This window comes from Nocardiopsis terrae, assembly GCF_014651695.1.
In the GTDB taxonomy this organism is placed as follows: domain Bacteria; phylum Actinomycetota; class Actinomycetes; order Streptosporangiales; family Streptosporangiaceae; genus Nocardiopsis; species Nocardiopsis terrae.
The window spans coordinates 665,543-686,815 of sequence record NZ_BMXJ01000004.1; the positions used below are offsets into that span (position 1 = coordinate 665,543).

The 21,273-nt window shown below is 73.0% G+C and carries 20 protein-coding genes and 1 rRNA gene; 7 read left to right on the forward strand and 14 right to left on the reverse strand.

Going from position 1 to position 21,273, the window contains the following annotated elements:
• Positions 1 to 151: 151 nt before the first annotated feature.
• From IE195_RS14325 to IE195_RS14370, 10 genes are all read right to left on the reverse strand, one after another.
• Positions 152 to 1,234, reverse strand: coding sequence for a glycosyltransferase family 4 protein (locus IE195_RS14325; protein ID WP_191271514.1), 1,083 nt, complete (start codon positions 1,232 to 1,234; stop codon positions 152 to 154).
• Positions 1,231 to 2,844, reverse strand: a complete 1,614-nt coding sequence (gene murJ, locus IE195_RS14330; RefSeq protein ID WP_191271516.1) for a murein biosynthesis integral membrane protein MurJ — start codon at positions 2,842 to 2,844, stop codon at positions 1,231 to 1,233. Before murJ ends, IE195_RS14325 begins: the two co-directional genes overlap by 4 nt.
• Positions 2,841 to 3,797 (reverse strand): hypothetical protein, encoded by a 957-nt coding sequence (locus tag IE195_RS14335; RefSeq protein WP_229826210.1) that lies wholly within the window; start codon positions 3,795 to 3,797, stop codon positions 2,841 to 2,843. Before IE195_RS14335 ends, murJ begins: the two co-directional genes overlap by 4 nt.
• Positions 3,794 to 4,888, reverse strand: a complete 1,095-nt coding sequence (locus IE195_RS14340) for a copper transporter (protein ID WP_191271518.1) — start codon at positions 4,886 to 4,888, stop codon at positions 3,794 to 3,796. Before IE195_RS14340 ends, IE195_RS14335 begins: the two co-directional genes overlap by 4 nt.
• A complete protein-coding gene (gene steA / locus IE195_RS14345; RefSeq protein WP_191271520.1) occupies positions 4,885 to 6,057 on the reverse strand; it encodes a putative cytokinetic ring protein SteA in 1,173 nt (390 codons plus the stop codon). Before steA ends, IE195_RS14340 begins: the two co-directional genes overlap by 4 nt.
• Positions 6,058 to 6,207: 150 nt before the next feature.
• Positions 6,208 to 7,920, reverse strand: coding sequence for a DNA repair protein RecN (gene recN, locus IE195_RS14350; RefSeq protein WP_191271523.1), 1,713 nt, complete (start codon positions 7,918 to 7,920; stop codon positions 6,208 to 6,210).
• 44 nt (positions 7,921 to 7,964) lie between these two features.
• Positions 7,965 to 8,891: an NAD kinase gene (locus tag IE195_RS14355; protein ID WP_191271525.1), complete on the reverse strand. Its 927-nt coding sequence runs from the start codon at positions 8,889 to 8,891 to the stop codon at positions 7,965 to 7,967.
• Between the two features lie 109 nt (positions 8,892 to 9,000).
• Positions 9,001 to 9,801: a TlyA family RNA methyltransferase gene (locus IE195_RS14360; protein ID WP_191271527.1), complete on the reverse strand. Its 801-nt coding sequence runs from the start codon at positions 9,799 to 9,801 to the stop codon at positions 9,001 to 9,003.
• A 21-nt stretch (positions 9,802 to 9,822) separates the two neighbouring features.
• Positions 9,823 to 10,002, reverse strand: coding sequence for a hypothetical protein (locus tag IE195_RS14365; RefSeq protein WP_191271529.1), 180 nt, complete (start codon positions 10,000 to 10,002; stop codon positions 9,823 to 9,825).
• Between the two features lie 37 nt (positions 10,003 to 10,039).
• On the reverse strand, positions 10,040 to 10,819 hold the full coding sequence (locus tag IE195_RS14370) for a membrane fusogenic activity family protein (protein ID WP_191271531.1): 780 nt from the start codon (positions 10,817 to 10,819) through the stop codon (positions 10,040 to 10,042).
• Positions 10,820 to 11,058: 239 nt separating this feature from the next.
• Between IE195_RS14370 and IE195_RS14375 the strand changes: the two genes are divergently transcribed.
• Both IE195_RS14375 and IE195_RS14380 read left to right on the forward strand, forming a co-directional pair.
• The gene (locus IE195_RS14375; RefSeq protein WP_191271533.1) at positions 11,059 to 11,406 is read left to right on the forward strand and encodes an SCP2 sterol-binding domain-containing protein; all 348 of its coding nucleotides are present in this window, start codon (positions 11,059 to 11,061) and stop codon (positions 11,404 to 11,406) included.
• Between the two features lie 75 nt (positions 11,407 to 11,481).
• Positions 11,482 to 12,771, forward strand: a complete 1,290-nt coding sequence (locus IE195_RS14380) for a DUF1015 domain-containing protein (protein ID WP_191271535.1) — start codon at positions 11,482 to 11,484, stop codon at positions 12,769 to 12,771.
• 7 nt (positions 12,772 to 12,778) lie between these two features.
• On the opposite strand, the gene IE195_RS14385 is transcribed toward IE195_RS14380, so the two are convergent.
• Complete coding sequence (locus IE195_RS14385) at positions 12,779 to 14,434, reverse strand: cation:proton antiporter (protein ID WP_191271537.1); 1,656 nt, start codon at positions 14,432 to 14,434, stop codon at positions 12,779 to 12,781.
• A 144-nt stretch (positions 14,435 to 14,578) separates the two neighbouring features.
• Here IE195_RS14385 and IE195_RS14390 point away from each other — a divergent pair, with 144 nt between their 5' ends.
• The 4 genes from IE195_RS14390 to IE195_RS14405 all read left to right on the forward strand — a co-directional run bounded on the left by IE195_RS14390 (position 14,579) and on the right by IE195_RS14405 (position 18,611).
• Positions 14,579 to 15,442, forward strand: coding sequence for an AAC(3) family N-acetyltransferase (locus IE195_RS14390; RefSeq protein WP_191271539.1), 864 nt, complete (start codon positions 14,579 to 14,581; stop codon positions 15,440 to 15,442).
• Positions 15,443 to 15,487: 45 nt separating this feature from the next.
• Positions 15,488 to 16,507 carry an HAD-IIA family hydrolase gene (locus tag IE195_RS14395; protein WP_191271541.1) on the forward strand — a complete coding sequence of 340 codons (1,020 nt, stop codon included), beginning with the start codon at positions 15,488 to 15,490 and terminating at the stop codon, positions 16,505 to 16,507.
• 111 nt (positions 16,508 to 16,618) lie between these two features.
• Positions 16,619 to 17,620: an MBL fold metallo-hydrolase gene (locus IE195_RS14400; protein WP_191271544.1), complete on the forward strand. Its 1,002-nt coding sequence runs from the start codon at positions 16,619 to 16,621 to the stop codon at positions 17,618 to 17,620.
• A gap of 52 nt (positions 17,621 to 17,672) precedes the next feature.
• Positions 17,673 to 18,611, forward strand: coding sequence for a GNAT family protein (locus IE195_RS14405; RefSeq protein WP_191271546.1), 939 nt, complete (start codon positions 17,673 to 17,675; stop codon positions 18,609 to 18,611).
• Between the two features lie 3 nt (positions 18,612 to 18,614).
• On the opposite strand, the gene IE195_RS14410 is transcribed toward IE195_RS14405, so the two are convergent.
• Both IE195_RS14410 and IE195_RS26010 read right to left on the reverse strand, forming a co-directional pair.
• Positions 18,615 to 19,013 carry an NUDIX hydrolase gene (locus IE195_RS14410; RefSeq protein ID WP_191271549.1) on the reverse strand — a complete coding sequence of 133 codons (399 nt, stop codon included), beginning with the start codon at positions 19,011 to 19,013 and terminating at the stop codon, positions 18,615 to 18,617.
• Between the two features lie 53 nt (positions 19,014 to 19,066).
• Positions 19,067 to 19,807, reverse strand: a complete 741-nt coding sequence (locus IE195_RS26010) for a tetratricopeptide repeat protein (protein WP_194687314.1) — start codon at positions 19,805 to 19,807, stop codon at positions 19,067 to 19,069.
• Here IE195_RS26010 and IE195_RS26015 point away from each other — a divergent pair.
• On the forward strand, positions 19,778 to 20,518 hold the full coding sequence (locus tag IE195_RS26015; RefSeq protein WP_194687315.1) for a hypothetical protein: 741 nt from the start codon (positions 19,778 to 19,780) through the stop codon (positions 20,516 to 20,518). The two genes, IE195_RS26010 and IE195_RS26015, sit on opposite strands and share 30 nt — an antisense overlap.
• 486 nt (positions 20,519 to 21,004) lie before the next feature.
• Here IE195_RS26015 and rrf read toward each other — a convergent pair.
• A 5S ribosomal RNA gene (gene rrf, locus IE195_RS14420) occupies positions 21,005 to 21,120 on the reverse strand.
• Positions 21,121 to 21,273 lie beyond the last annotated feature (153 nt).

A 21,273-nucleotide genomic window follows, 5' to 3' on the forward strand; every position in this document is an offset into this window, starting at 1 on the left:
TCCGAGCCGTTCCTCAGCATGCCATCGGAAACCTCTCTGTGGAAGTCACCCGCGCGGCGGTGGCCACCACACCGCGAGGACACATCCCGCACACCCTCCGGACACCGTCCGACGGACCCCGAGGGGGACGAACGGCCCGCACCGGACCCGCTCACCCGCGCGCCACCGCCTTGTACACCGAGCACGCGGCCTCCACCGCGTCCTCCTCCGCGGGCAGCCCCCGGGCCGCCTCCCGTGACCGCGCCCGCAGGTCGGCGGCCAGGGCCGGGTCGTCCAGCACCCGGCCCACCTGGGCCGCGAAAGCCGCGGCGTCGCCGGGCGGCACCATCAGGACCGTGTCCGCGTACAGGTCGGGGATTCCCCCCACCCTGGTGGCGACCACGGGCAACCCGGCCCGGAGCGCCTCCATGATCACCAGGGAGGGCCCCTCCCACCGGCTCGTGAGGCAGAACACGTCCGCCGCGGCCAACAGGTCCGCGACGTCGCCGCGGTGGCCCAGCATCCGCACGTCCACGTCCATCTCGGCCGCGGTGTCGTGCAACTCCCCCCACAGCGGGCCGTCCCCCGCGATCGCGACCACGGGTTCGGGGACGCGGTCGGCGATCGCCGGCGCCGCCTCCAGCAGCATCCCCAGGCCCTTCTGCTCCGCGAGCCGCGCCACCGTCAGCAGCAGCGGACGGTCCGGCTCCACCGCCAGGTCCGCCCGAGTGGCCTCCCTGCCCTTCAACGGCCGCCCCGTCTCCGGAGCCGCCACCACCGCCATCCGGGCGTCCCGCGCGCCCGCCCGGCGCAGACGGCGCACCAGGTCGCCGGAGACCCCCAGGACGACCCGCGCCCGACGCGCCACGATCCGCTCCAGCACCGGGTAGACCGCGCCCATCGGCCCCGGGACCACGGGCGGTGCGTTGTGCGCGGTCACCACCAGCGGACCGGCACCCGCCAACGCGCACACCGCGCCGGCCCGCAACCCGTGCGCGTGCACCACGTCGGCCCCGCTCAGCAGGGCCCGCAACCGCAGCACCGCCCCGGCGTCCCCCACGGAGGGCGAGGAACCGATCTGCACCGGCGCGAAACGCATCCCCGCCTCCGAGAACCCGAACTCCCGCTCGGCCGAGGCCGGTCCGACCACCGCCACCTGGAAGCCCCGCCGCAGCAGCCCCTCCCCCAACGAGCGGACATGGCGGCCCACCCCTCCGCTGACGGTCCCGACGACCAACGCGACCCTGCCGTTCACCGTGTCCCCCTCCTACGTTCACGTACGTTCCGAACCCGGTCAGCCACCGCGGCCCACGCACCGCGGTCCACCGCGACCGCGACCGCACCGAAGACCACCAGTGCCACCGCACCCGCCCCGGCCGCCGCCAGCGCCGCCCCCCAGACCCCCCAGTCCCGCACGGGATCCGCCAGCCCCGGGGCGGCCGCGCGCCCCGCCGCCCAACCGGCGCCACCAGCCAGGACCGCGGCGGCCAGGGACCGCCCCAGCCCGGCCAGGCAGTCAGCACCGTGGGCACGGACCACCCCCGCGCACAACAGGGCCGCGGCCAGGGTGAGCCCGACCGTGGTCGCCGTACCCAGCCCCGCGACGGCCCACCCGGCCGGCAGTACCCAGACCAGGGCCGAGGCGCACACCATCACCGCGAGCCAGCCCACGACCTGGGCGGCGGCGGCGCTCCGCCCGTGGTGGGAGGCGTACAGCGCCCGACTCAGCAGGGCCAGCAGGGCGAAGCCCACCACCCCCGGAGCGTAGGCGAGCAGCGCCCGCTCCAACGGCAGCGGATCGAGTTGTGCGAAGACCGCGGCGAGCGGGCCCGCAGCCGCGGCCAGAGCCGTACCGACCCCGGCCGTGAGCACCACGCCGGCCCGTGCGCTCACCGACAGCAACCGGGCGAACCCGGCCCGGTCCTGCTCGGCGTCGGCGACCGCCAGCGCGGTGAACGCACTGGTCGCGATGGGCACCGCGATCACCCCGTAGGGCAGGGTGAACAGTGCCCAGGCGTAGCTGTAGAGGACGGCCGCGCCCGCTCCCCCGCCCCAGTTGGCCAGGGCCACCGAGAGCAGCAGGCACACCTGCATCGCCACCAGCGGCAGCAGGGAGGCGGCGGCCAGAGCCCGTACCCGCTCCCCCACCCCCGGCGGGAAGGTGAACCGGGGGCGCAGCCGGATCCGCAGCCCCCGGGCGGGCCCCAGGACGGTGAGGAAGAGCGCGGCCACCCCGGCGGTGGTGCCGAGGGACAACGTGAGCTCGGCGGACAGCGGCAGGGCGTCGACGTCCTGGCGGTGGTCGGCGCCCAGCGGCACGAACACCAGGTAGACGGTGATGACCACGAGGCTGGAGACCAGCGGTGCCAGGGCGGGCCCCAGGAACCGGCGGTGTGACTGGAGCACCCCGTACAGCACGGCCGCCAACCCGTAGAAGACGATCTGCGGGGCGAACACCACCAGCATGCGCGCGGCCAGCCCCACCAGGGCCCGGCCCTGGCAGCCGGTGCCCGCCCCCAGCATCAGGGTCATCGCCGGAACCGAGACCAGCGCCAGCAGGGCGGCCAGCGGCAGGGACAGCAGCAGCACCCAGGTGACCAGTGCCGAGGCGGTGTGCCGGACCTGGTCCCGGTCGCCGCGCTCGACCGCGGCGGCCAGGACCGGCACCACCATCGCGGTCAGGGTGCCGCCGATGACGATCTCGAACAGCACAGCGGGGAGCTGGTTCGCGGTGACGTAGGCGGTGCCCAGACAGGTGTCGCCGACGGTCTGCGAGAAGACGACCGTACGGCCGAATCCGGCCAGCCGGGCGCCCACGGTGACCACCGCGATGAGCGCCGCCGCCGTGGCGACCCCCCGAGTCACCCGGGGGCCAGCTCCGGCTCGACCCCTCCCCCGCGCCGACCCGCCCGCCGTACACGCCTCGGCCCGCCCCCGGCGGACTCCTCCGGTGCGGCCCTGCCCCACCGGTCCAGGCGGCGCAGGGCGGGAACGCCGTCGATCACCCGGGAGAAGCTCGTGCGCTCACTGGCCAGGGTCAGTCCGACCACCCCGCCGAGCAGGGCCAGCCGGACGGGCCGCGGGGCCCGGGCCGCGGCGGCCGCCCCCAGGGCGGCGCCCAGCGCGTTGGCCCCGGCGTCGCCGAGCATGGAGCGCTCGGCGAGGTCGTCGGGCAGCAGGGCGAGCGCGGCCCCCAGCACGGGACCGACCAGGGGCGCGGCCGGTGAGGCCAGGGCGGGCGCCGCGGCGAGCAGGGCGAACTTCACCGCACGCCCGGGGCGCAGGTCGAAGAGGTTCACCAGGTTGGCGCTGGCCGCGATCAGGGCCCCGTCCGCCAGCGTGTCCCACGGCCCTCTGCGCAGCATGAACGCGCAGGCGAGACCCGTCGCCCCGATACCCGCCATCTTGACCGCCCCCGTGGTGACCTCGCCGCGGGACAGCGCGCCCAGGTGGCCGCGCAGCCCCCTGGCCCGCGCGGACCCGGCGAGGTCGTCGTAGGCGCCGAAGGCGGCGGAACCGGCGGCGGCCAGGACCGCGGCCGCGCGCACGCGCGGGGTCAGCCCCGGAGAGAGCGCGCAGGCCGCGCACACCCCGGAGGCCAGGGCGGGTCCCTCCTGGAGGGTGACGGTACGGCCGCGGAAGTTGGTGCGCTGCCAGGTCTGCGGACGGTCGGGGTCGCCGGTGGCCCCGGAGGGCGGGGCGGCCCGGGCCCGGGTCAGCAGCCGGTAGGCGGAGCGGGCGGCCAGGGCGCCGAGTGCCGCCCCGGCCAGCCCCTGGCCGGCCCGGACCAGGGCGTGGGGCCCTCGCGCCGGGTTCACTCCCCGCTCCCGGGCGCGGCCCGGCGGGCCCCGTCCCCGTCACCGGAGGGGTCCTGCCCCTCGCCGTCCGCCACCGAACGTTCGACGGGCCCGGGGAGCGGGTCGGGGAGGTAACCGGAAACACCCTCACCGATGCCGTAGGCGGCACCCGATCCGCTGAGGGACTCGGCCAGGGCGAGCACCACGACCAGGTCGCCGGTGGGCCGCCCGGCCACGTCCACCGTGGCGAAGGGCGGTTCCTGCACCCGGGCCCGGGCGATGAGTCCGCCGCCCCGGCCCGAGGCGGCGTTCCCGGCCAGGACTGCGGGCCCGACCTGCTCGTGCAGGGCCGTGGTGAGACTGACCAGGGCGGCGCCGGCTTCCTCCGCACCGTTCTCGGGGGGTGCGTCCGGGGCGACCACGACCACGGTGTCGGCCGAGCGGGCCACGGAACCCTCGACAGAGAGCAGACCGCCCTCGGCGAAGGCGGACAGTATCGCCTCCGCGCCCTGACCCGAGTCCCGCTGCCCGGCGTCCTCGGCGCCGTCCCGCTCCTCCTCGTCGCCCCCGGTGGCCTCGTCCTCCCGGGTGCCCTCGGAGTCCTCGTCGCCGCCGTCCCCGACGGCCAGAGCCCGGCCCAGCACGACCCCGGCCTTGTCGTAGGGGCTGCCGGAGAGCTCCTCGGAACCGGGCCAGACCTGGAGGGCGAGCTCGTCGACGAAGGCGGAGCTGCCGCGGTCCAGGAACGCCTCCTCGAACACGAGCTGCCCCACGACCCCTCCGCCCGCCTCCTCGACACGCCCGCCCAGGGCGTGCACGAGGTCCTCGTCGGCTCCGGGAGCCGCGACCAGGACCACGTCCCGGTCGAGCAGCCGGTCCTCCAGGACGTCCCCGGCCACGGCGTCGGCCAGTTGGTCGGCCCCGGCGTTGCGCAGTTCGGAGTCATCGCGTTCGGCACGCAGTTCCTCGCTCTGCCCGCGCAGGTCCGCGGTCTCGGACTGGAGCGTGTCGAGCAGCGGGTCCTGGAGCATCGTGGTGCCCAGGACGAGTCCGACGGTCAGCGCGAGGAACACCGCGACGATGGACACGAGGTGATAGCGGAAGTCGATCACGTGAACAGCCCCGTCATCCAGTAGACGAACGCGTCCCAGCGCGCCGCGAGAAAGGTGAGATAGACCTGCCCGGCCGGTGAGCTGTAGGCGGCGACCAGGATGGTGAGCAGGCAGGCGGCCACCAGGCCGAGCAGCGCCCACGGAGAGATACGGGACCGGTAGAGGCGGCTCACCCCCTTGGCGTCCACCAGCTTGCCGCCGACCCGCAACCGGGTGAGGAAGGTACTGGCCATGCCCGAGCGGCCCTTGTCGAGGAACTCCTCCAGGGTGGCGTGGGTGCCCACGGCCACGATGAGGCTGGCGCCCGAGCCGTCGGCGAGCATCATCGCCACGTCCTCGCTGGTGCCGGTCGCGGGGAACACCACGGCCTCGTGGCCCAGGTCGGTCAGCCGTCGCAGCCCCGGGGCCCGACCGTCGCGGTAGGCGTGCACCACGAGTTCGGCACCGCTGCTCAGCGCCCGGTCGGAGACCGAGTCGAAGTCGCCGACGATGATGTCGGGCCGGTATCCGGCCTCCATCACCGCGTCGGCTCCCCCGTCCACCGCGACGATGACCGGCCTGAACTCGCGGATGTAGGGCCTGAGCGCGGCGATGTCCTCCCGGTAGTGGTAGCCGCGCACAACGATGAGGACGTGGCGGCCCTCCACGGCGGTCCCGATCACCGGAATGCCGACGCCGTCCAGGAGGAGGTCGCGTTCACGCTGGAGGTAGGCCATGGTGTTGGCCGCGAAGGCCTCCAGCTGGGTGGCGAGCCCGGCACGGGCCTCGGCCATGGCGGCGCCCACCGTGTCCTTGTCCTGCCGGACGCCGCGGGCCACGACCTCCCCGCCCCGGTAGAGGGTGGCCCCCTGGAGCCGGAGGCGTTCCCCGTCACGCACCCGGGTGAGGACCTCGGGGTCGACGTCGTCCACCAGGGGGATGCCCGCGGCCACGATCATCTCGGGCCCCTGGTTGGGGTAGCGACCGCTGATGCTGCGGGCGACGTTGAGGACCGCCGACACCCCGCACCCCACCAGGGCCTCGGCACTGACCCGGTCGAGGTCGACGTGGTCGATCACCGCGATGTCGCCGGGGCGCAGCCGTTTGGTCAGGTTCTTGGTACGACGGTCCGAACGAACGGGAGCGACCAAACCGGTGGGAGCTTCCGCCCCCGGGCGGCGGAATCGCATTGTGGCTCTGAGCGCATCCGATACCTTCATCGGTGGCATACTGTCAGAACTAGATAACCCTGTGTCACAACAGGCGGCCGATCGGCGTTTTCGGGGCAAAACACCAACGGTGCCCGCGCCGGTCCGGCGCGGGCACCGGCAGGGAAGGGATCAGGCCGCCGGGTAGGCGCGCTCCGGATCGGCGTTGCCCAGCAGCTCCTCGGCGTGGGCCCGGCCCAGCTCGGAGTCCTCCAGCCCGGCGAGCATCCGCGAGAGCTCACGGACCCGCCCGCCCCGGTCCAAGCGGACGACACCGCTCTCGATGACCAGCCCCTCGGTGGACTTCTCCACCACCAGGTGCGCGTCCGCGAAAGCGGCCACCTGCGGCAGGTGCGTGACCACGATGACCTGGGCGCGCCGGGCCAGCCGGGCCAGCCGGCGCCCGATCTCCACCGCGGCCTTGCCGCCCACCCCGGCGTCCACCTCGTCGAACACGAAGGTGGGGACCGGGTCGGCCCCGGCGAAGACCACCTCGATCGCCAGCATCACCCGGGAGAGCTCACCGCCCGAGGCCCCCTTGTGCAGAGCCAGCGGCGGAGAGCTCGGGTGCGGGGCCAACAACAGCTCGACCTCGTCCCGCCCGTGCTGCCCGAACTCCTCACCCGTGGTGATGCGCACACTCACCCGCGCGTGCGGCATGGCCAGCGCGGTCAGCTCCTCCGTGACCGCCGCACCGAAACGCTCGGCCGCAGCGGAACGGATCCGGGTCAGCTCGGTGGCGGCCTCGTCCATCCGCGCGTACAGCTCCTCGGCCTCCGCGCGCAGAGCGTCGATCTGCTCGTCGTCGCCCTCCAGGTCGGCCAGCCGCTTGGTAGCGTTCTCCGCCCAGGCCAACACCTCGTCGGTGGTCTCACCGTACTTGCGCGAAAGCTGGGTCAGCAGGGCCCTGCGTTCCTGGACCGCGGCCAGGCGGGCCGGGTCGGCGTCCACCGACTCGGCGTAGGAGGCGAGCTCGGTGGCCGCGTCGGTGAGGATGTAGGACGCCTCGTCCAGCCGGTCCCCGATGGCCGCCAGGTCCTCGTCGTGCTCACGCACCGCCCCCACCGCCTGGCGGGCGGCCGACAACAACCCCACCACGTCGGCCTGCACCTCGGCGGCGGCCGGGTCACCGGTGAGCGCCTCGTGCGCGGTGGTCGACGCCACCCGCAACCCGTCGGCGTGCGCCAACCGGGTCTCCTCCGCCAGAAGCTCGGCGTCCTCCCCCGGAAGCGGCTCCGCGGCGGCGATCTCCTCCACCCCGAACCGCAGCATGTCGGCCTCCTGGGTGCGCTCACGCGCCCGCTCGACCAACTCCGCCAACTCGGCGGAGACCTCCCGGTGGCGACGGTAGGCGGAGCTGTACCGCTTCATCTCCCTGGCCAGTTCCTCGCCGGCGAAACGGTCCAGGGAGGAGCGCTGACGGTCCGCGCGCAGCAGACGCTGCTGGTCGGACTGCCCGTGCACCGCCACCAGGTCGTCGGCCAGGTAGGCCAGCAGGCTCACCGGGGCCGAACGGCCGCCCATGGTGGCCCGCGAACGCCCCTCCGCCGACACCGCACGGGTGAGGATGAGGACGTCGTCGTCGATGTCGCCGCCGGCCTCCAGGACCCGGTCGGCCACCCGACCGCCCCGGGGAACGGTCAACCGCCCCTCGACCACCGCGCGGTCGGCCCCGGGACGAACCCGCTGGGGATCGGCACGCCCACCGAAGAGCAGTCCCAGCCCGGTGACGACCATGGTCTTGCCCGCGCCGGTCTCACCGGTGACGACGGTCAGGCCCGGTGACAACTCCAACACGGCGTCGTCGATGACACCGAGGCCTTGGATACGGACTTCTTCGAGCACCGATCCCTCTCCTGATAGTTGACGACCTCTGCATGTGACGGCGTTCAACGCCTGTCTTCGGCCCGCCCCCGCCAACCGCTGACCGGCAGACCGAACTTGGCCACCAGGCGGTCGGTGAACGGGGCGCGGTGCAACCGGGCCAGCCGGACCGGCGTATCAGCACGAGTGATCTCGATTCGTGCCCCCGCGGGCAATTCGACCATACGCCGTCCGTCACACCAGAGCACGCCTGGCGTGGTGTCCGGCAGCACCTCCAGCGCCACCGTGGCCTCGGGCCCCACCACCAGGGGCCGCGCGAACAGCGCGTGCGCGCTGATCGGCACCACCAGCAGCGCCTCCACGTCCGGCCACACCACCGGGCCGCCCGCCGAGAAGGCGTGCGCGGTCGATCCGGTGGGAGTCGCGCACACCACACCGTCACAGCCCCAACTGGACAGGGGGCGCCCGTCCACCTCCAGAACCATCTCCAGCATGCGGCGGGACTCCGCCTTCTCCAGGGTCGCCTCGTTGAGCGCCCACGAGCGCACGGGGGGCGCCCCGTCACCGCGTCCTCCGTTGAAGACCGCCACGTCGAGGGTCATGCGTTCCTCGACGACGTAGTCGCGGTCGACCACACTGCGCACCGTGGCGCCCAGGTCCTCGCGTTCGGCCTCGGCCAGGAAACCGACGTGCCCCAGGTTGACACCGAGCAGCGGGGCGCCGGCCGGCCGGGCGAGCTCCGCGGCCCTGAGCAGGGTCCCGTCACCGCCGAGCACCATGACCAGCTCCACGCCCTCGGCGGCCTCCGCCGCCTCGACGGCCTCGACCGGGGCCAGGGTGCAACCCACGGCGGCCAGGTCCTCGACCTCGCTCCGGAGCATGCGCACGGTCAGCCCCGCCCGGCTGAGGCGGCCGTGGACCAACTCCGCGCTGCGCACCGCCGCGGGCCGACCGGTATGGGCCAGCAGGAGAACACTGCGTCCGCTGGTCATCGCCGTCCCCTTACGTTCACTCCCCCGCGGGAAGCCTGCTGCTGGCCGGGTGCTCGACCGCACCCGGCCGGGTCACGTTACCGGACTCCTGCGACAGGAGGCCACGCGCTCAGGCCGGCCCCTCCCGGATCGCCCGCTCCAACGCGGCGGGGTCCAGGGGCGGGGCGCCGGCCCGCATCCACAGGAAGTACTCGACGTTCCCCGAGGGCCCGGGCAGGGGGCTCGCGGTCACCCCCACCACACCCAGCCCCAGGGTGAGGGCGTGCGCCGCGACCTCGGAGACGGCCTCGGCCCGCAGGGCGGGTTCACGGACCACACCACCCGCGCCGACACGCGCCTTACCGACCTCGAACTGGGGTTTGACCATCATCGCGAAGTCGGCGTCGGGGGCCGTGCAGTCGCGCAGCGCACCGAGCACGAGTTTGAGGGAGATGAACGACAGGTCGCCGACCACCAGGTCCGGGCGGGGCTCACCGATCTGCTCCGGGGCCAGTTCCCGGACGTTGACGCGCTCCATCACCCGCACGCGCTCGTCACTGCGCAACGCCCAGGCGAGCTGCCCGTACCCGACGTCGACCGCCGTGACGTGCGCCGCGCCACGACGCAGCAGCACGTCGGTGAAACCCCCGGTGGAGGCCCCGGCGTCCAGCGCCCGACGTCCCCGCACCGCCAACCCGAAGGCGTCCAGCGCCCCGACGAGCTTGTGGGCGCCCCGGGACACGTAGGTCGGTTCCTCGGAGGGGGTACGCACCACGATGGGCTGGTCGGTTCCGATCTGGGTCGCGGCCTTGGAGGCCACCATGCCCGCCACACGGACGAAACCGCTCTCGATGATCTCGGCCGCGTGGCCCCGGGAGCGTGCGTGACCGCGGCGGACCAGTTCCGCGTCGAGCCGACTACGTTTTGCCATGGTCACCTAGGGTACCGGCCGCTATCGAGGACTCTGGGGGTTCTGACCCAGTGCGCCCAGAACACCGGAGAGTTCCTGGTGCAGCGTGTCGAACACCGCGACGTGCTCCGCGGTGGGCAACGCATCCAGGCCGGCCAGCCGTTCCCTCGTGGCGTCGAGGGTCCGCTCCGCCAGGGCCTCGGCCTGTTCGCTCCGGTCCATGGAGCCTCCTCCCTTCACTCGGCCGCCGGGACGGACCCTACTTCTTCGCGCCCTTGCCCTTGGCGGGACGCTTGGCCGTCGACCGCGACCTGGGCGGTTTGACGGCGGTCCTCCCCTTGCCGCGGGAGGCCGTCCGGTTGGCGGCGGTACCGGACTCGGACCCGCCCCCGGTGTCCGCGTCCGCCTCGGCGGCAGCGGCCCCGTCAGCGCCCTTCTCCTCGGCGCTCCCGGCCGGGGCGGACTCCTCCGCCTCCGCTCCGGCACCGTCGGTGCCATCGGAACCCGTCCCGTCGGGGCCCTCTGCCTCGGGCCGCTCCCCGGACTCCGCGTCGCCGGCACCCCGCTGTTCGCCCCCGGGCGCCTCCTGCGCCTGCCCGGCGGCCGGGGAGACCGCCACGGAAGCGCTCTCCTGTCCGGCGGGCAACACGGAGGAGGCCCCGCCCCGGGGCGCCAACACCCGCTCCACCGCGTGCCGGGCCGCCATCCGGCGCTCCAGTTCCGCCACCCGGCGGGCCATCCGCTCGTACTCGGCGCGCGGAACCACGTCCATCTGCTCCAGGGCGCGCCCGACCTCGGCCCGGACCAGCTCGGCGACGGCCGCCCGGTTGGCCTGGCTGGTCTCGATCAGCTCCCCCGCCAGGGTCTGGATGCTCTGCCCCACCCGCGGAGGCGCCTCACCCCCCGCGGACAGAGGAGCGGGGGCCACCGCCCCGTCGGCCCTGAGCAGGGTCTTGGCAGCCGCGACGGCTTGCTTACGCGAGAGTTCGGTAAGGCCACTGGCGGCGTCCAGATAGGTGCGTACCGCGTCGACGACCATGATGAAGTGCTCCTTGATGGGACCGCAGGAGGAAATGACGAAGAGGGCGCGGAGCGGGAGGGGTCTCGTGCTCCAGGGGGTTCGACGCCAACGCTACCGGGGACCGGGCGCCCCCGGCACGCAAACGGCGGAGCTCGCCCCGCCACACCGCCCGCCCCGACGGAACCGCACCCCTGGTCCGCCCCCGCCCCCTTGGCCCAGGATCGGACAGATACCGCCGGATAGGGCATCATGTGCCCATGAGCAGCATCAACGCCTGCCTGGAGGGCATCGCCCGGGCGAACGAGCGCCTCCTCGCCCAACCCCTGCACAAACGCCGCGAACACATCCGCGAGCGCACGGTGCGCGTGATCGTCCCCGACCTGGACACCGCCTTCGACATGCGGCTGACCGCAGACGGCCTCACCGACGTCACCCCGCGACCGCTGGACGCACCCGCCACCCCCCAGGTCCGGGTGACGGTGTCCAGCGACGACCTCGTGGAACTGGCCGAGGACCGGCTGGACCCGGCCAGGGCACTGTTCAGCCGGCGCCTGAAGGTCGACGCCAGCATCGGTGACCTGCTGCGGATGCGACGCGTGCTCTGACCCCGCCCGACCACCGCCCGACCCGCCCCGGGGCGGAACGCACCGGCACCGCCGGACGGCGGGTACCTTGCTGGGATGCCCCGCCAACCTCTCGACCTGGCACCCTTCCGCGGCCTGCGCTACGTGGCCCCCGACGTCGACCGCTTCATCGACGGGGGCTTCGACCTCGCACGCCTCCTGGCGCCGCCCTACGACATCCCCGACGCGGAGGAGGCGCGCGAACTCCAGCGCTCCGACCCGCACAACGCGGCGAGGGTCACACTGCCCTTCGAACTCTCCCGGCAGGCGCCCCAGGGCGGGGACACCGCCTCCCGCCGCTACCGCGCCGCCGCCGACCTGCTGCGTGACTGGATCGACGAGGGCGTACTCGCCCTGGACGAGGCCCCCGCCCTGTACGTGTACGAGCAGACCGCGGCGGACGGCCGGGTCCAGAGAGGGCTCGTGGGCGCCCTGGGGCTTCCGGAACAGGGCCCCGAGGCGGGTGTCCCGGCGGTACGCCCGCACGAGGACGTCGCCGACCCGCCGGTACGCGACCGCTTCCGCCTGATGGAGGTGGCCCGCGCCAACCTCGAACCGATCTTCCTCGTCTACCGCGGCGCGGGCGGGGCGGCCTCCGCCGCCACCGAGGCGACCGGCTCCCGGGACACCCCCCTGGTCAGCGCCCGGACCCGCGACGGCGCCCGGCACAGCCTGTGGGCGATCACCGACCCCGAGCTGCAGCGGGAGGTCTCCGCCGACCTGGCCGCACGATCCGCGCTGATCGCCGACGGGCACCACCGCTACGCCGCCTACCTGCGCCTGCGCCGGGAGAACACCGATCCGGGCTGGAGCCACGGCCTGGCCCTGCTCGTGGACAGCGACACCCACCCGCCCCGGCTCGGAGCTATCCACCGCGTCCTGCCCGGGCTGGACACCGACCGGGCGCTGAGGGCGGCCCGGGAGGTGGCCGCGGTGGAACCGGTCCCGGACGCCGACCCCGCCGCCCTGGCCGGGGCGGACGCCCCGGCCCTGCTGCTGGTCTCCGCCGGGGGTGACGCCCACCTCGTGAGCGGGTTCGACGAGGGAGCCCTGGAACGGGCGATGCCCGACCGCTCCCCCGACTGGCGCCACCTGGCCACGGCGGCACTGCACGAGGTGCTCATGCCGCTGTGGGACTACCCCGAGGAGCGGGTGCGGATGGTGCACGAGGACCCCGCGGAGGCCGCGGCCGCCGCCCGCAGCGAGAAGGGCACCGCCGTCATCGTGCCGCCGCTGCACGTGGACCAGGTCTACGCGGTCGCCGACCGCGGAGAGCTCACCCCGCGCAAGTCCACCTCCTTCGGCCCCAAACCGCGCACCGGCCTGGTCATGCGGACCCTTCGGTGAACCACCCTCACGCGGGCCCGGGCGGGCCCGGCGGCCCCATGCGTTCGCGCAGCTCCCCGACCAGGCTCTCGGCCCCCGCACGGTAGGGCTCCACCACGTGGTCGGCGCCGGCCTCACGGAGCTGCTCGGCCAGGTCGGGGTCGAGCGCGGTCAACACGATCGACCCCTCGTACCCGTGCTGGCGCAGACCGTGGATGAGCACCAGGTCGGCCCGCGAGGAGGGGATCGCGCTGAGCACCATCCGGGCGCGGCCCAGGGGGAGCGTCTCCAGGAAGTCCCGGTCCTCGGCGCTCCCGAAGGCCGTGGTGACGTTGTCCTGCTCGGTGGCCGCGGACACCTTCTGCGGATCGAAGTCCACCGCGAGGACGCGGTAACCGGCCGCGGCGACCCGGGTGACGACCTCCCTGCCGAACCGCCCCAGCCCGTACACGATCACGTCGACCTCCCTGGCGGACTGCTCGGCACGGTGGCGCCGGTCGGGGAAGAGCCGGTCCAGGGGGTCCAGCCAGCGGCCCAACCACCGGTAGACCTGGTGCGAGTAGAGGATCATGTAGGTGGAGCCGCCGATGGTGATCAGCCCGACCACCGTGATCAGGCTGACGGTTCCGGCGTCGATGTGCCCCAGTCCCAGCCCCAGGGCCGCGAAGATCAGTGAGAACTCACTGATCTGGGCGACGGTGAGCCCCGCCAGGAAACCGACCCGGGCCGGGTAGCGCATCAGCACCATGATCACCAGCACGATGAGCGGGTTGCCCACGAGCACGAACACCGAAAGGACCGCGGCCTCGGTGATCTGGCGCCCCGCGTCCGCGAAGTTCAGGTTGGCGCCCAACTCCAGGAAGAAGAACAGCAGCATGAAGTCGCGCAGGCTCACCAGACGGGCCCCGAGCGCGTCCCTGTAGTCAGTCGAGGCCAACGACACCCCGGCGAGGAACGCGCCGACCTCGGCGCTGAAACCCAACGACTCGCTGAGCGCGGCCACGGACACCGCGTAGGCGACCCCGAACAGCACCAGGAGTTCCTGGGAACGCGCCACCAGGGGGACCAGGCGGGGCAGGACGTAACGGGAGAGCAGGGCCAACCCCAGCAGCAGACCGCCGCCGGCCCACAGCACCTGCAGGATCTCGGCGGGAACCGAGTCCCCCGAGGCCCGGCCGAAAGCGGTCAGCGCGATCATCACCAGGACCACGACGATGTCCTGGACGATGAGGAAACCGATAGCGATGCGCCCGTGGAGCTTGTCGAGTTCACGCTTGTCGGACAGGAGCTTGACGATGATGATCGTCGACGAGAAGGTCAACGCCACCGCGACGTACAGGGCGGGCAGCGGATCCATACCGAGCAGGCGGGCCAGCCCGTAACCCACCGCCGAGGTGAACACGATCTGCCCCAGGCCGGTGGCCAGCGCCACCGGGCCGGTGGCCCGGATCAGGTGCAGGTCCAGCCGCAGACCCACCAGGAACAACAGCAGGGCGATGCCCACCTGGGCCAACAGCTCCAGTGTCCCCGAGGGGTGGATCCAACCGAGCCCGACCGGCCCGACGATGATCCCGACCGCGATGAAGACGACGATCAGGGGCTGGCGGAGCAGGTTGCCCACCAGGCCGAGCGCCGCCACGACAGCGAGCACCAGGGCCAGTGTCAGGAACTCGTGGGCACCCATACCGCCATGCAAGCACCTCACGGGCCGTCTCGGAAGGACCGGTGGCGTTTTCCCCGGCGATTCCGGGCCGGGAACCGAAAACCGGATGACCGTCCCCGCCCCGACCGCCATACTGACGGGCCCGATCCCCTGTGAGGAGGCCCCGTGCCCGCCGCGTTCCCGAACACGCACCGCCCCCGGACCCGCCCCGACCTGGCCGAAGACCTGACCGGGCTCGGCGTCGCCCCCGGCGACACCCTCCTGGTGCACACCTCCCTGCGTTCACTCGGCTGGGTGTGCGGCGCCGACCAGACGGTGGTCCACGCCCTCCTGGACGCCGTCGGCCCCGCCGGGACCCTGGTGGTGCCCACCCAGACCGGCGACAACAGCGACCCCTCCGGCTGGGCCGACCCGCCCGTCCCGGAGTCGTGGTGGGAGACCGTCCGCGCCCAGACGCCCGCCTTCGACCCCGCCACCACCCCCAGCGTCCGCATGGGCCGCGTACCCGAGCGGATCCGCACCTGGCCGGGCGCCGTGCGCAGCACCCACCCGCAGACCTCCTTCGCCGCGCTCGGCCCGCACGCGGCCCGCCTCATGCACCCCCACCCCCTCGAATCCGCCCTGGGCGAGGGCTCCCCGCTGGCCCGGCTGGAGGAGGAGGGCGCCCGCGTCCTGCTGCTGGGCGCCGGGTACGACTCCTGCACCGCCTTCCACCTCGCCGAGTACCGGGTCCCCGACCCGCCCACCGAACCCTCCTCCTGCGCGGTCCGCACCCCCGACGGCGCCCGGGAGTGGGTCACCTACACCGGCGTCGCCCTCGACGAGTCCGACTTCCCCGCCCTGGGCACGGCCTTCGAGGTCACCGGCGCGGTGACCACCGGCCCGGTGGGGTCGGCGACCGCCCGCCTGTTCCCCCTGGCCGAGGCCGTCGCCTTCGCCACCTCCTGGCTGGCCCGGAACCGTCCACCCCGGCCCTGGGACGGAGCCCACACCCCGCACCCGCAGCACCCGGACGGCCCGGCGGCCTAATCTGGGGAGGACCCTCTCCCGCCACACGGAATCGGACCTTCCGCCATGTCCCTGCAGGCCGCCGACCGCCCGCTCAACGAGCTCCACGACGCGACGCTCCTCGACCTGGACGGCGTGGTCTACATCGGCGCCGGGGCCGTCCCGGCCGCCCCCGAGGCGGTGGCCAAGGCCCGCGCCGCCGGAGCCCGGGTCGCCTTCGTGACCAACAACGCCGGACGCACCCCCGCCCGGATCGCCGAACACCTCACCCACCTGGGCGTACCCGCCGCCCCCGAGGACGTCGTCACCTCCGCGGAGGCCGCCGCCCGCCTGGTCGCCGCGCGGTACCCGCAGGGGTCGGACGTGCTGGTGGTCGGTGACACCGGGCTGCGCCAGGCCGTCCGCAGGATGGGGCTGCGGCCCGTCACCGTGGCCGGGGAGTCGGTGGTGGCCGTGGTCCAGGGCTACTCGCGGACGATGTCCCGCGACCTCCTCGACCAGGGCACACTGGCGGTCGCGGCCGGCGCGTTCTTCGTCGCCAGCAACTCCGACGCGACCGCGCCCACCGAGTGGGGGAACACCCCCGGCAACGGTTCCTTCGTGCGCGTCATCGCGTACGCCACCGGGGTGGAACCGGTGATCGCGGGCAAGCCGATGCGCCCGCTGCACGAGGAGGGGATGCTGCGCACCGGCGCCTCCGACCCGCTCATCGTGGGCGACCGCCTGGACACCGACATCGAGGGGGCCACCACGCACGGCGCCGCGGGCCTGCTGGTCCTGTCCGGGGTCGCCACTCCGGGGGACGTACTGGCCGCCCCCGCCCACCGGCGCCCCCGCTACCTGTCGTGGGACCTGTCCGGGATGAACGAGACCCACCCCGGCCCGGTGCGCCGCACCGACGGGGACACGGCGCGGACCGCGTGCGGCGGCTGGACCGCCACCGTCACCGCGGGCACTGTGCTTCTGTCCGGCACCGGTGACCGGTTGGACGGTCTGCGCGCCCTGTGCACCGCGCTCTGGTCCGACGGCTCGGTCGACCCCCGGAGCGCCTCCGTGGCGGAGGCCCTGGCCGGCTTGGGCTGGTAGGGGACCCCGACGATTAGGTGACCCCCACCACACGCTGCCATGACATCCTTGTCCTAGAGTCGGGTTCGGTCCTGACCGGACCGCACCACGCGAGGAAGAGGGGTGTCTGCCGTGCACGACGATGTGGACGTCAGCGGTCTGCCCGAGGGGATCACCCCGCTGGGCGACGAGATCTATGCCATCGACACGATGCTCGCCGGGTACCCCGGGGTCGTGTCCGCCTACCTGATCCGCACCGAGCGGCCCTGCATCGTCGAGGTGGGCACCGCCGGTTCGGCCCCGGTCCTGCGTGACGCCGTCGTCCGGCTCGGACTGGCGCCCGAGGACCTGGCCACCATCGTGGTCACCCACATCCACCTGGACCACGCGGGCGGCACCGGGGACATGGCGGCGCTGTTCCCCAACGCGGAGATCGTCGTGCACGAGCGCGGAGCCCGCCACCTGGCCGACCCCAGCCGCCTGATGGCCAGCGCGAAGATGGTGTGGGGCGACCGGTTGGAGACCCTGTTCGGGCACATGCACCCCACCGAGGCGGCCCGCATCCGCTCGGTGGCCGGGACCGGCGAGATCGACCTCGGCGCCGGCCGCAAACTGGTGTCCCACTACGCCCCCGGGCACGCCAAACACCACATGGGCCTGGTGGACACCGGGACCGGCGACCTGTACGTCGGTGACGCCCTGGGCGTGTACAACCCGCTCACCGGGGACCTGCGCCCGGCCACCCCGCCACCGGACTTCGACATGGACGCCTGCCTGCGCACCCTGCGCCTGTTCGGCGACATCGGCGCCCAGCGACTGATGTTCTCCCACTTCGGCGCACACGACCTCGTCGCCGAGACCATCGACCGCGCCGAGAGCGAGCTCCGCCTGTGGGTGGAGACCGTGCGCGACTCCCGGGACACCGGAGGGGACCTGGACCACGCCATCGCGATGGTGCGCGACAAGGTGATCTCCCGGTACAAGCCGCTCCCCCCGGACGCCTCCCCCGAGGCCGCGGCCGTCCTGGACACGCTCAGCGGCCCGGAGGCCAACGTGGGCGGGATCGTGCACTGGCTGGACAGACTCGCCCAGGAGCAGGCCGATGCCGGGAAGAAAGCCGAGGAGCGGACCTGACGGCAGCGGAAAACCACGTGCGTCGCCGGGATCACCCCCGTAGCCTCCGGGCATGACTCCCCAGATTCGTCCCCTGCACAGGAACGACGTCCCCCAGGCCTACGCCCTCGTCAGGAACGCCTTCCCCGGCATGGTCCTCACCGAGGAGCTCATGCTGTGGCGGTTCGACCACCCGATCCCCACCATCGACGACACCCATCTCGTGGCGGTGGAAGGCGACACCGTGGTCGGGCACGTCCGGGCCCGGCTGCACACGGGCGATGACGCCACCGGGAACGGCCGGTCCTACCTGGGGGCCATGGCGGAACGGCACCGGAGCGGGGACCTCGCCGCCCGGCTCCTGGCCGCCTCCGAGACCAGCCTGGTCGAGAAGGGGGCGACCGTCCTGCACGCCGCCGCCGCGCAACAGGGCGTCCAGGCCGACGGCGAACTGTTCCGCGCGGCGGCCCTGGGCCGGGGTTACGAGCTGGTCGAGAGCCACCACATCCTCGGCATGGACCTCAACAGGCTCCCCGATCCCCCGAAGGAACCCGAGGGGGTCGAACTGCGCCGGTGGTCGGAGTTCGCCGAGGACCCCCGACCGCTCTACGAGATCGACAGGGCCGCCGACCAGGACGAGCCGGGTGAGCATTCGGAGGAGTTCATGTCCTACGGGGACTGGCTCGAGGCGGTGTGGGGCAATCCGATGGCCGACCTGGAGATCAGCCTCGCCCTCCTGCTCGACGGTGTCCCCGTGGCGATCTCCTGCTACATGTCCGACGGGGAGACCCGCATGGAGTCGGCGATGACCGGCACCCTACGCGAGCACCGCGGGTGCGGTCTTGGCGGTTACGTGAAGTCCATGGCGCTGCACCGTGCCAGGGAACGGGGCTTCACCCACGCCTACACCGGCAACCACGAGACCAACGAGCCGATGCTCGCCATCAACAACCGGATCGGATACAGCCTGGTCGGGGCCGAGAGCACCTACGTCAGGCAGCTGAGGTCCTGAGGGTCATGCCCCGGGCAGCCCGAGGGCGCGGATCAGGTGGGCGTACAGGCCGTCCGCCCAGGACAGTTCCCGGTCGGAAGGCAGACAATCGAAAGTCCGCACCTCAACGGTCTCGAACTCCCCGCTCAGGGGCTCCAGCCGGGTCACCTCAGCGTGCGTGACCACGGTGGTGTGCCCGCCGGACAACACGTAGTAGCCCATGGCCCTGACCTCACCGAGGGTGGCTCCGGCCTCCTCGTACGCCTCGCGCCGCGCGGTGGCGTACAGGTCCTCGCCGGGCTCCCGGTGCCCTCCCGGGAACTCCCAGGCCCGCCTTCGGTGGCGCACCATCAGAAGGCGTCCCCCCTCATAGGTCAGGCAGACCACCGAGTCGTACTCCTCGGGCAGCTCCCCCAGGTACACGGCAGCGCCGCCGAGCGGCTCTGGGCCACTCGACGGCGCGTGTTCCGAGGGGGTCAGTCCCGACCCTCCCGACGGCTACGGTCCTCAGCAGCCTCGGCCGCGGCCTCGTCCGCCTCCGCCTCGACGTCGGTCCAGACAATGCCGTCCTCGACGTCGATGTCGACCAGCTCGACGCCCTCGATCGCGGCGAGGCGCTCATCGGCGTCGGTCACACCTTCGCGGTCCACCGAGGAGGCGCGCGCGAAGTACTCCCGGGCGTCCTCGGTCCGGCCGAGTTCGGCCAGGACGTCGGCGTAGGCGTAGAACAGTCGTGCCACGTACGGCCGGGCCCGGCGCTCCTTCAACTCCGGTACCTGGAGCTCGGCCAGGGCCGCCTTGACATCGCCCATGTCACGACGGGCGCCGGCCGCGACGATCCGCAGCTCGATGCGTTCCTCGGCGTCCAGCTCCTTGCCCGCCGGGTCGTTGGTGATCTCCAGGGCCCTCTCGGGGCGGCCGAGACCGCGCTCGCAGTCGGCCATGACCGGCAGGAAGGTGTCCCGGCCACTCATACGGCGGGCCGCCCGCAGGTCGGCCAGGGCCTCCTGCCACTTGCCCACCGTGTAGGCGGCGATGCCGGAGGCCTCACGGACGCTGGGCAGACGGGAGGCCTTGCGACGGGCGTAGGCGGCGTGCTTGTAGGCCCGCTCCGGATCCTCGTCCACGAACAGCCCCGCGGCCACGATGTGCTTGCCGATCAGCTCAGCCAGGGACTTGGGCAGCGAATGCAGGTCGCGCTTGGTCTCCTTGTCCAACTGGCCGTAGGTGGCCTCGTCGGGCAGCGGCGGAGCGATGTCGGCCGGGTCGCGGTCCTCACGCGGGGGACGCCGGTCGTCACGGTCGCGGTATCCACCACGGTCCCGGTTACCGCCGCGGTCGTCGCGCTGCCCGCCGCGGTAACCACCGCGTTGGCCGTCTCGACCCCGCTGGCCCCCGCGGTCGTCACGGCCACGGAACCCACCACGGTCACCGCCCTGGCGGTCATCGCGGCCACGGAACCCACCACGATCACCGCCCTGGCGGTCGTCACGGCCACGGAACCCACCACGATCACCGCCCTGGCGGTCGTCACGGCCACGGAACCCACCACGATCGTCCCTGCGGTTCCCCCCGGGACCGCTGCGGCGGTCGTCACCACGGAAGTCACGGCCACCGTCTCGGCGGTCGCTGCCCGGCCGGCCTTCGCCACGGTTGCGGTCACCACGGAATCCGCCACGGTCGTCGCGGCGGAACCCGCCACGACGGTCGTCGCTCCCACGGTGCTCGCGTCGGTCACCGCTGCCCCTGTCGTCCCGGGAGCCCCTGTAGCCAGACCGGGGACGGGACTCGTCACCGCGCCCGCGACCGCCAGGCTCACCGGAGCGGTTACCGCTGTGGTCGTTTGCTCCGGAGCCCTCGCGGTCTCCCGATCGGCTGTCCTCAGTCATCCAACCCGTCCGTCAACACTCAAAAGCGCTGCCACCTGAGCAGTAGCAGCGCGTAGAAGTACTCGTATCCTCCAGCTTACGACATGGTGTGTCCACACATCACCAAAGCCGCAACCCACCACGGTGTGCTTGTCCACAGCACAGCGTCCCCTGGGGTGCCGCATTTCCCAGGCTTCCCCACCCCAGGGGGTTGCCGCGCTCGTCAGGCCCCCGTGCCCCAGGGGGTTCAGGCCCCCACCACCCGCTGTTTGAAACCGCACCCGGGCGGGTCCCTGCACCCCCACCCCACCCCGCCACGGTGATCTTGCTACCAGAAGCAACCTCAGCGCCGACATCGCTTCTGGTAGCAAGATCACCGCAACAAGTCCGGGAAGCGCACCCCGGGAGAACACCCCTCCGGGAAGTGCACCCCGGGAAGTGCACCCGCCCCCAAGGATTCACATGTTCACAAGCCAGGACACAAAAAAGAAGAAGGGGAGAGGCCGCCACAACAGCGACCCCTCCCCTCCTTCTCTTCAAGAAAAACCGTGGCAGCGACCTACTCTCCCACCCCACCACAGGGCAGTACCATCAGCGCGAGGAGACTTAACGACCGGGTTCGGAATGAGACCGAGTGTGACCCTCCTGCTACAACCACCACGGAAACCAACAACCACCACAACTCAACCCCAACGGGGAGTCACGACAGCCAAGCTTCGTGTGAATACAGTGTGCGCGAACATCCAATTATCTGCAGCGGACAAGCCCTCGGCCTATTAGTACCGGTCAGCTCCACCCCTCACAAGGCTTCCACA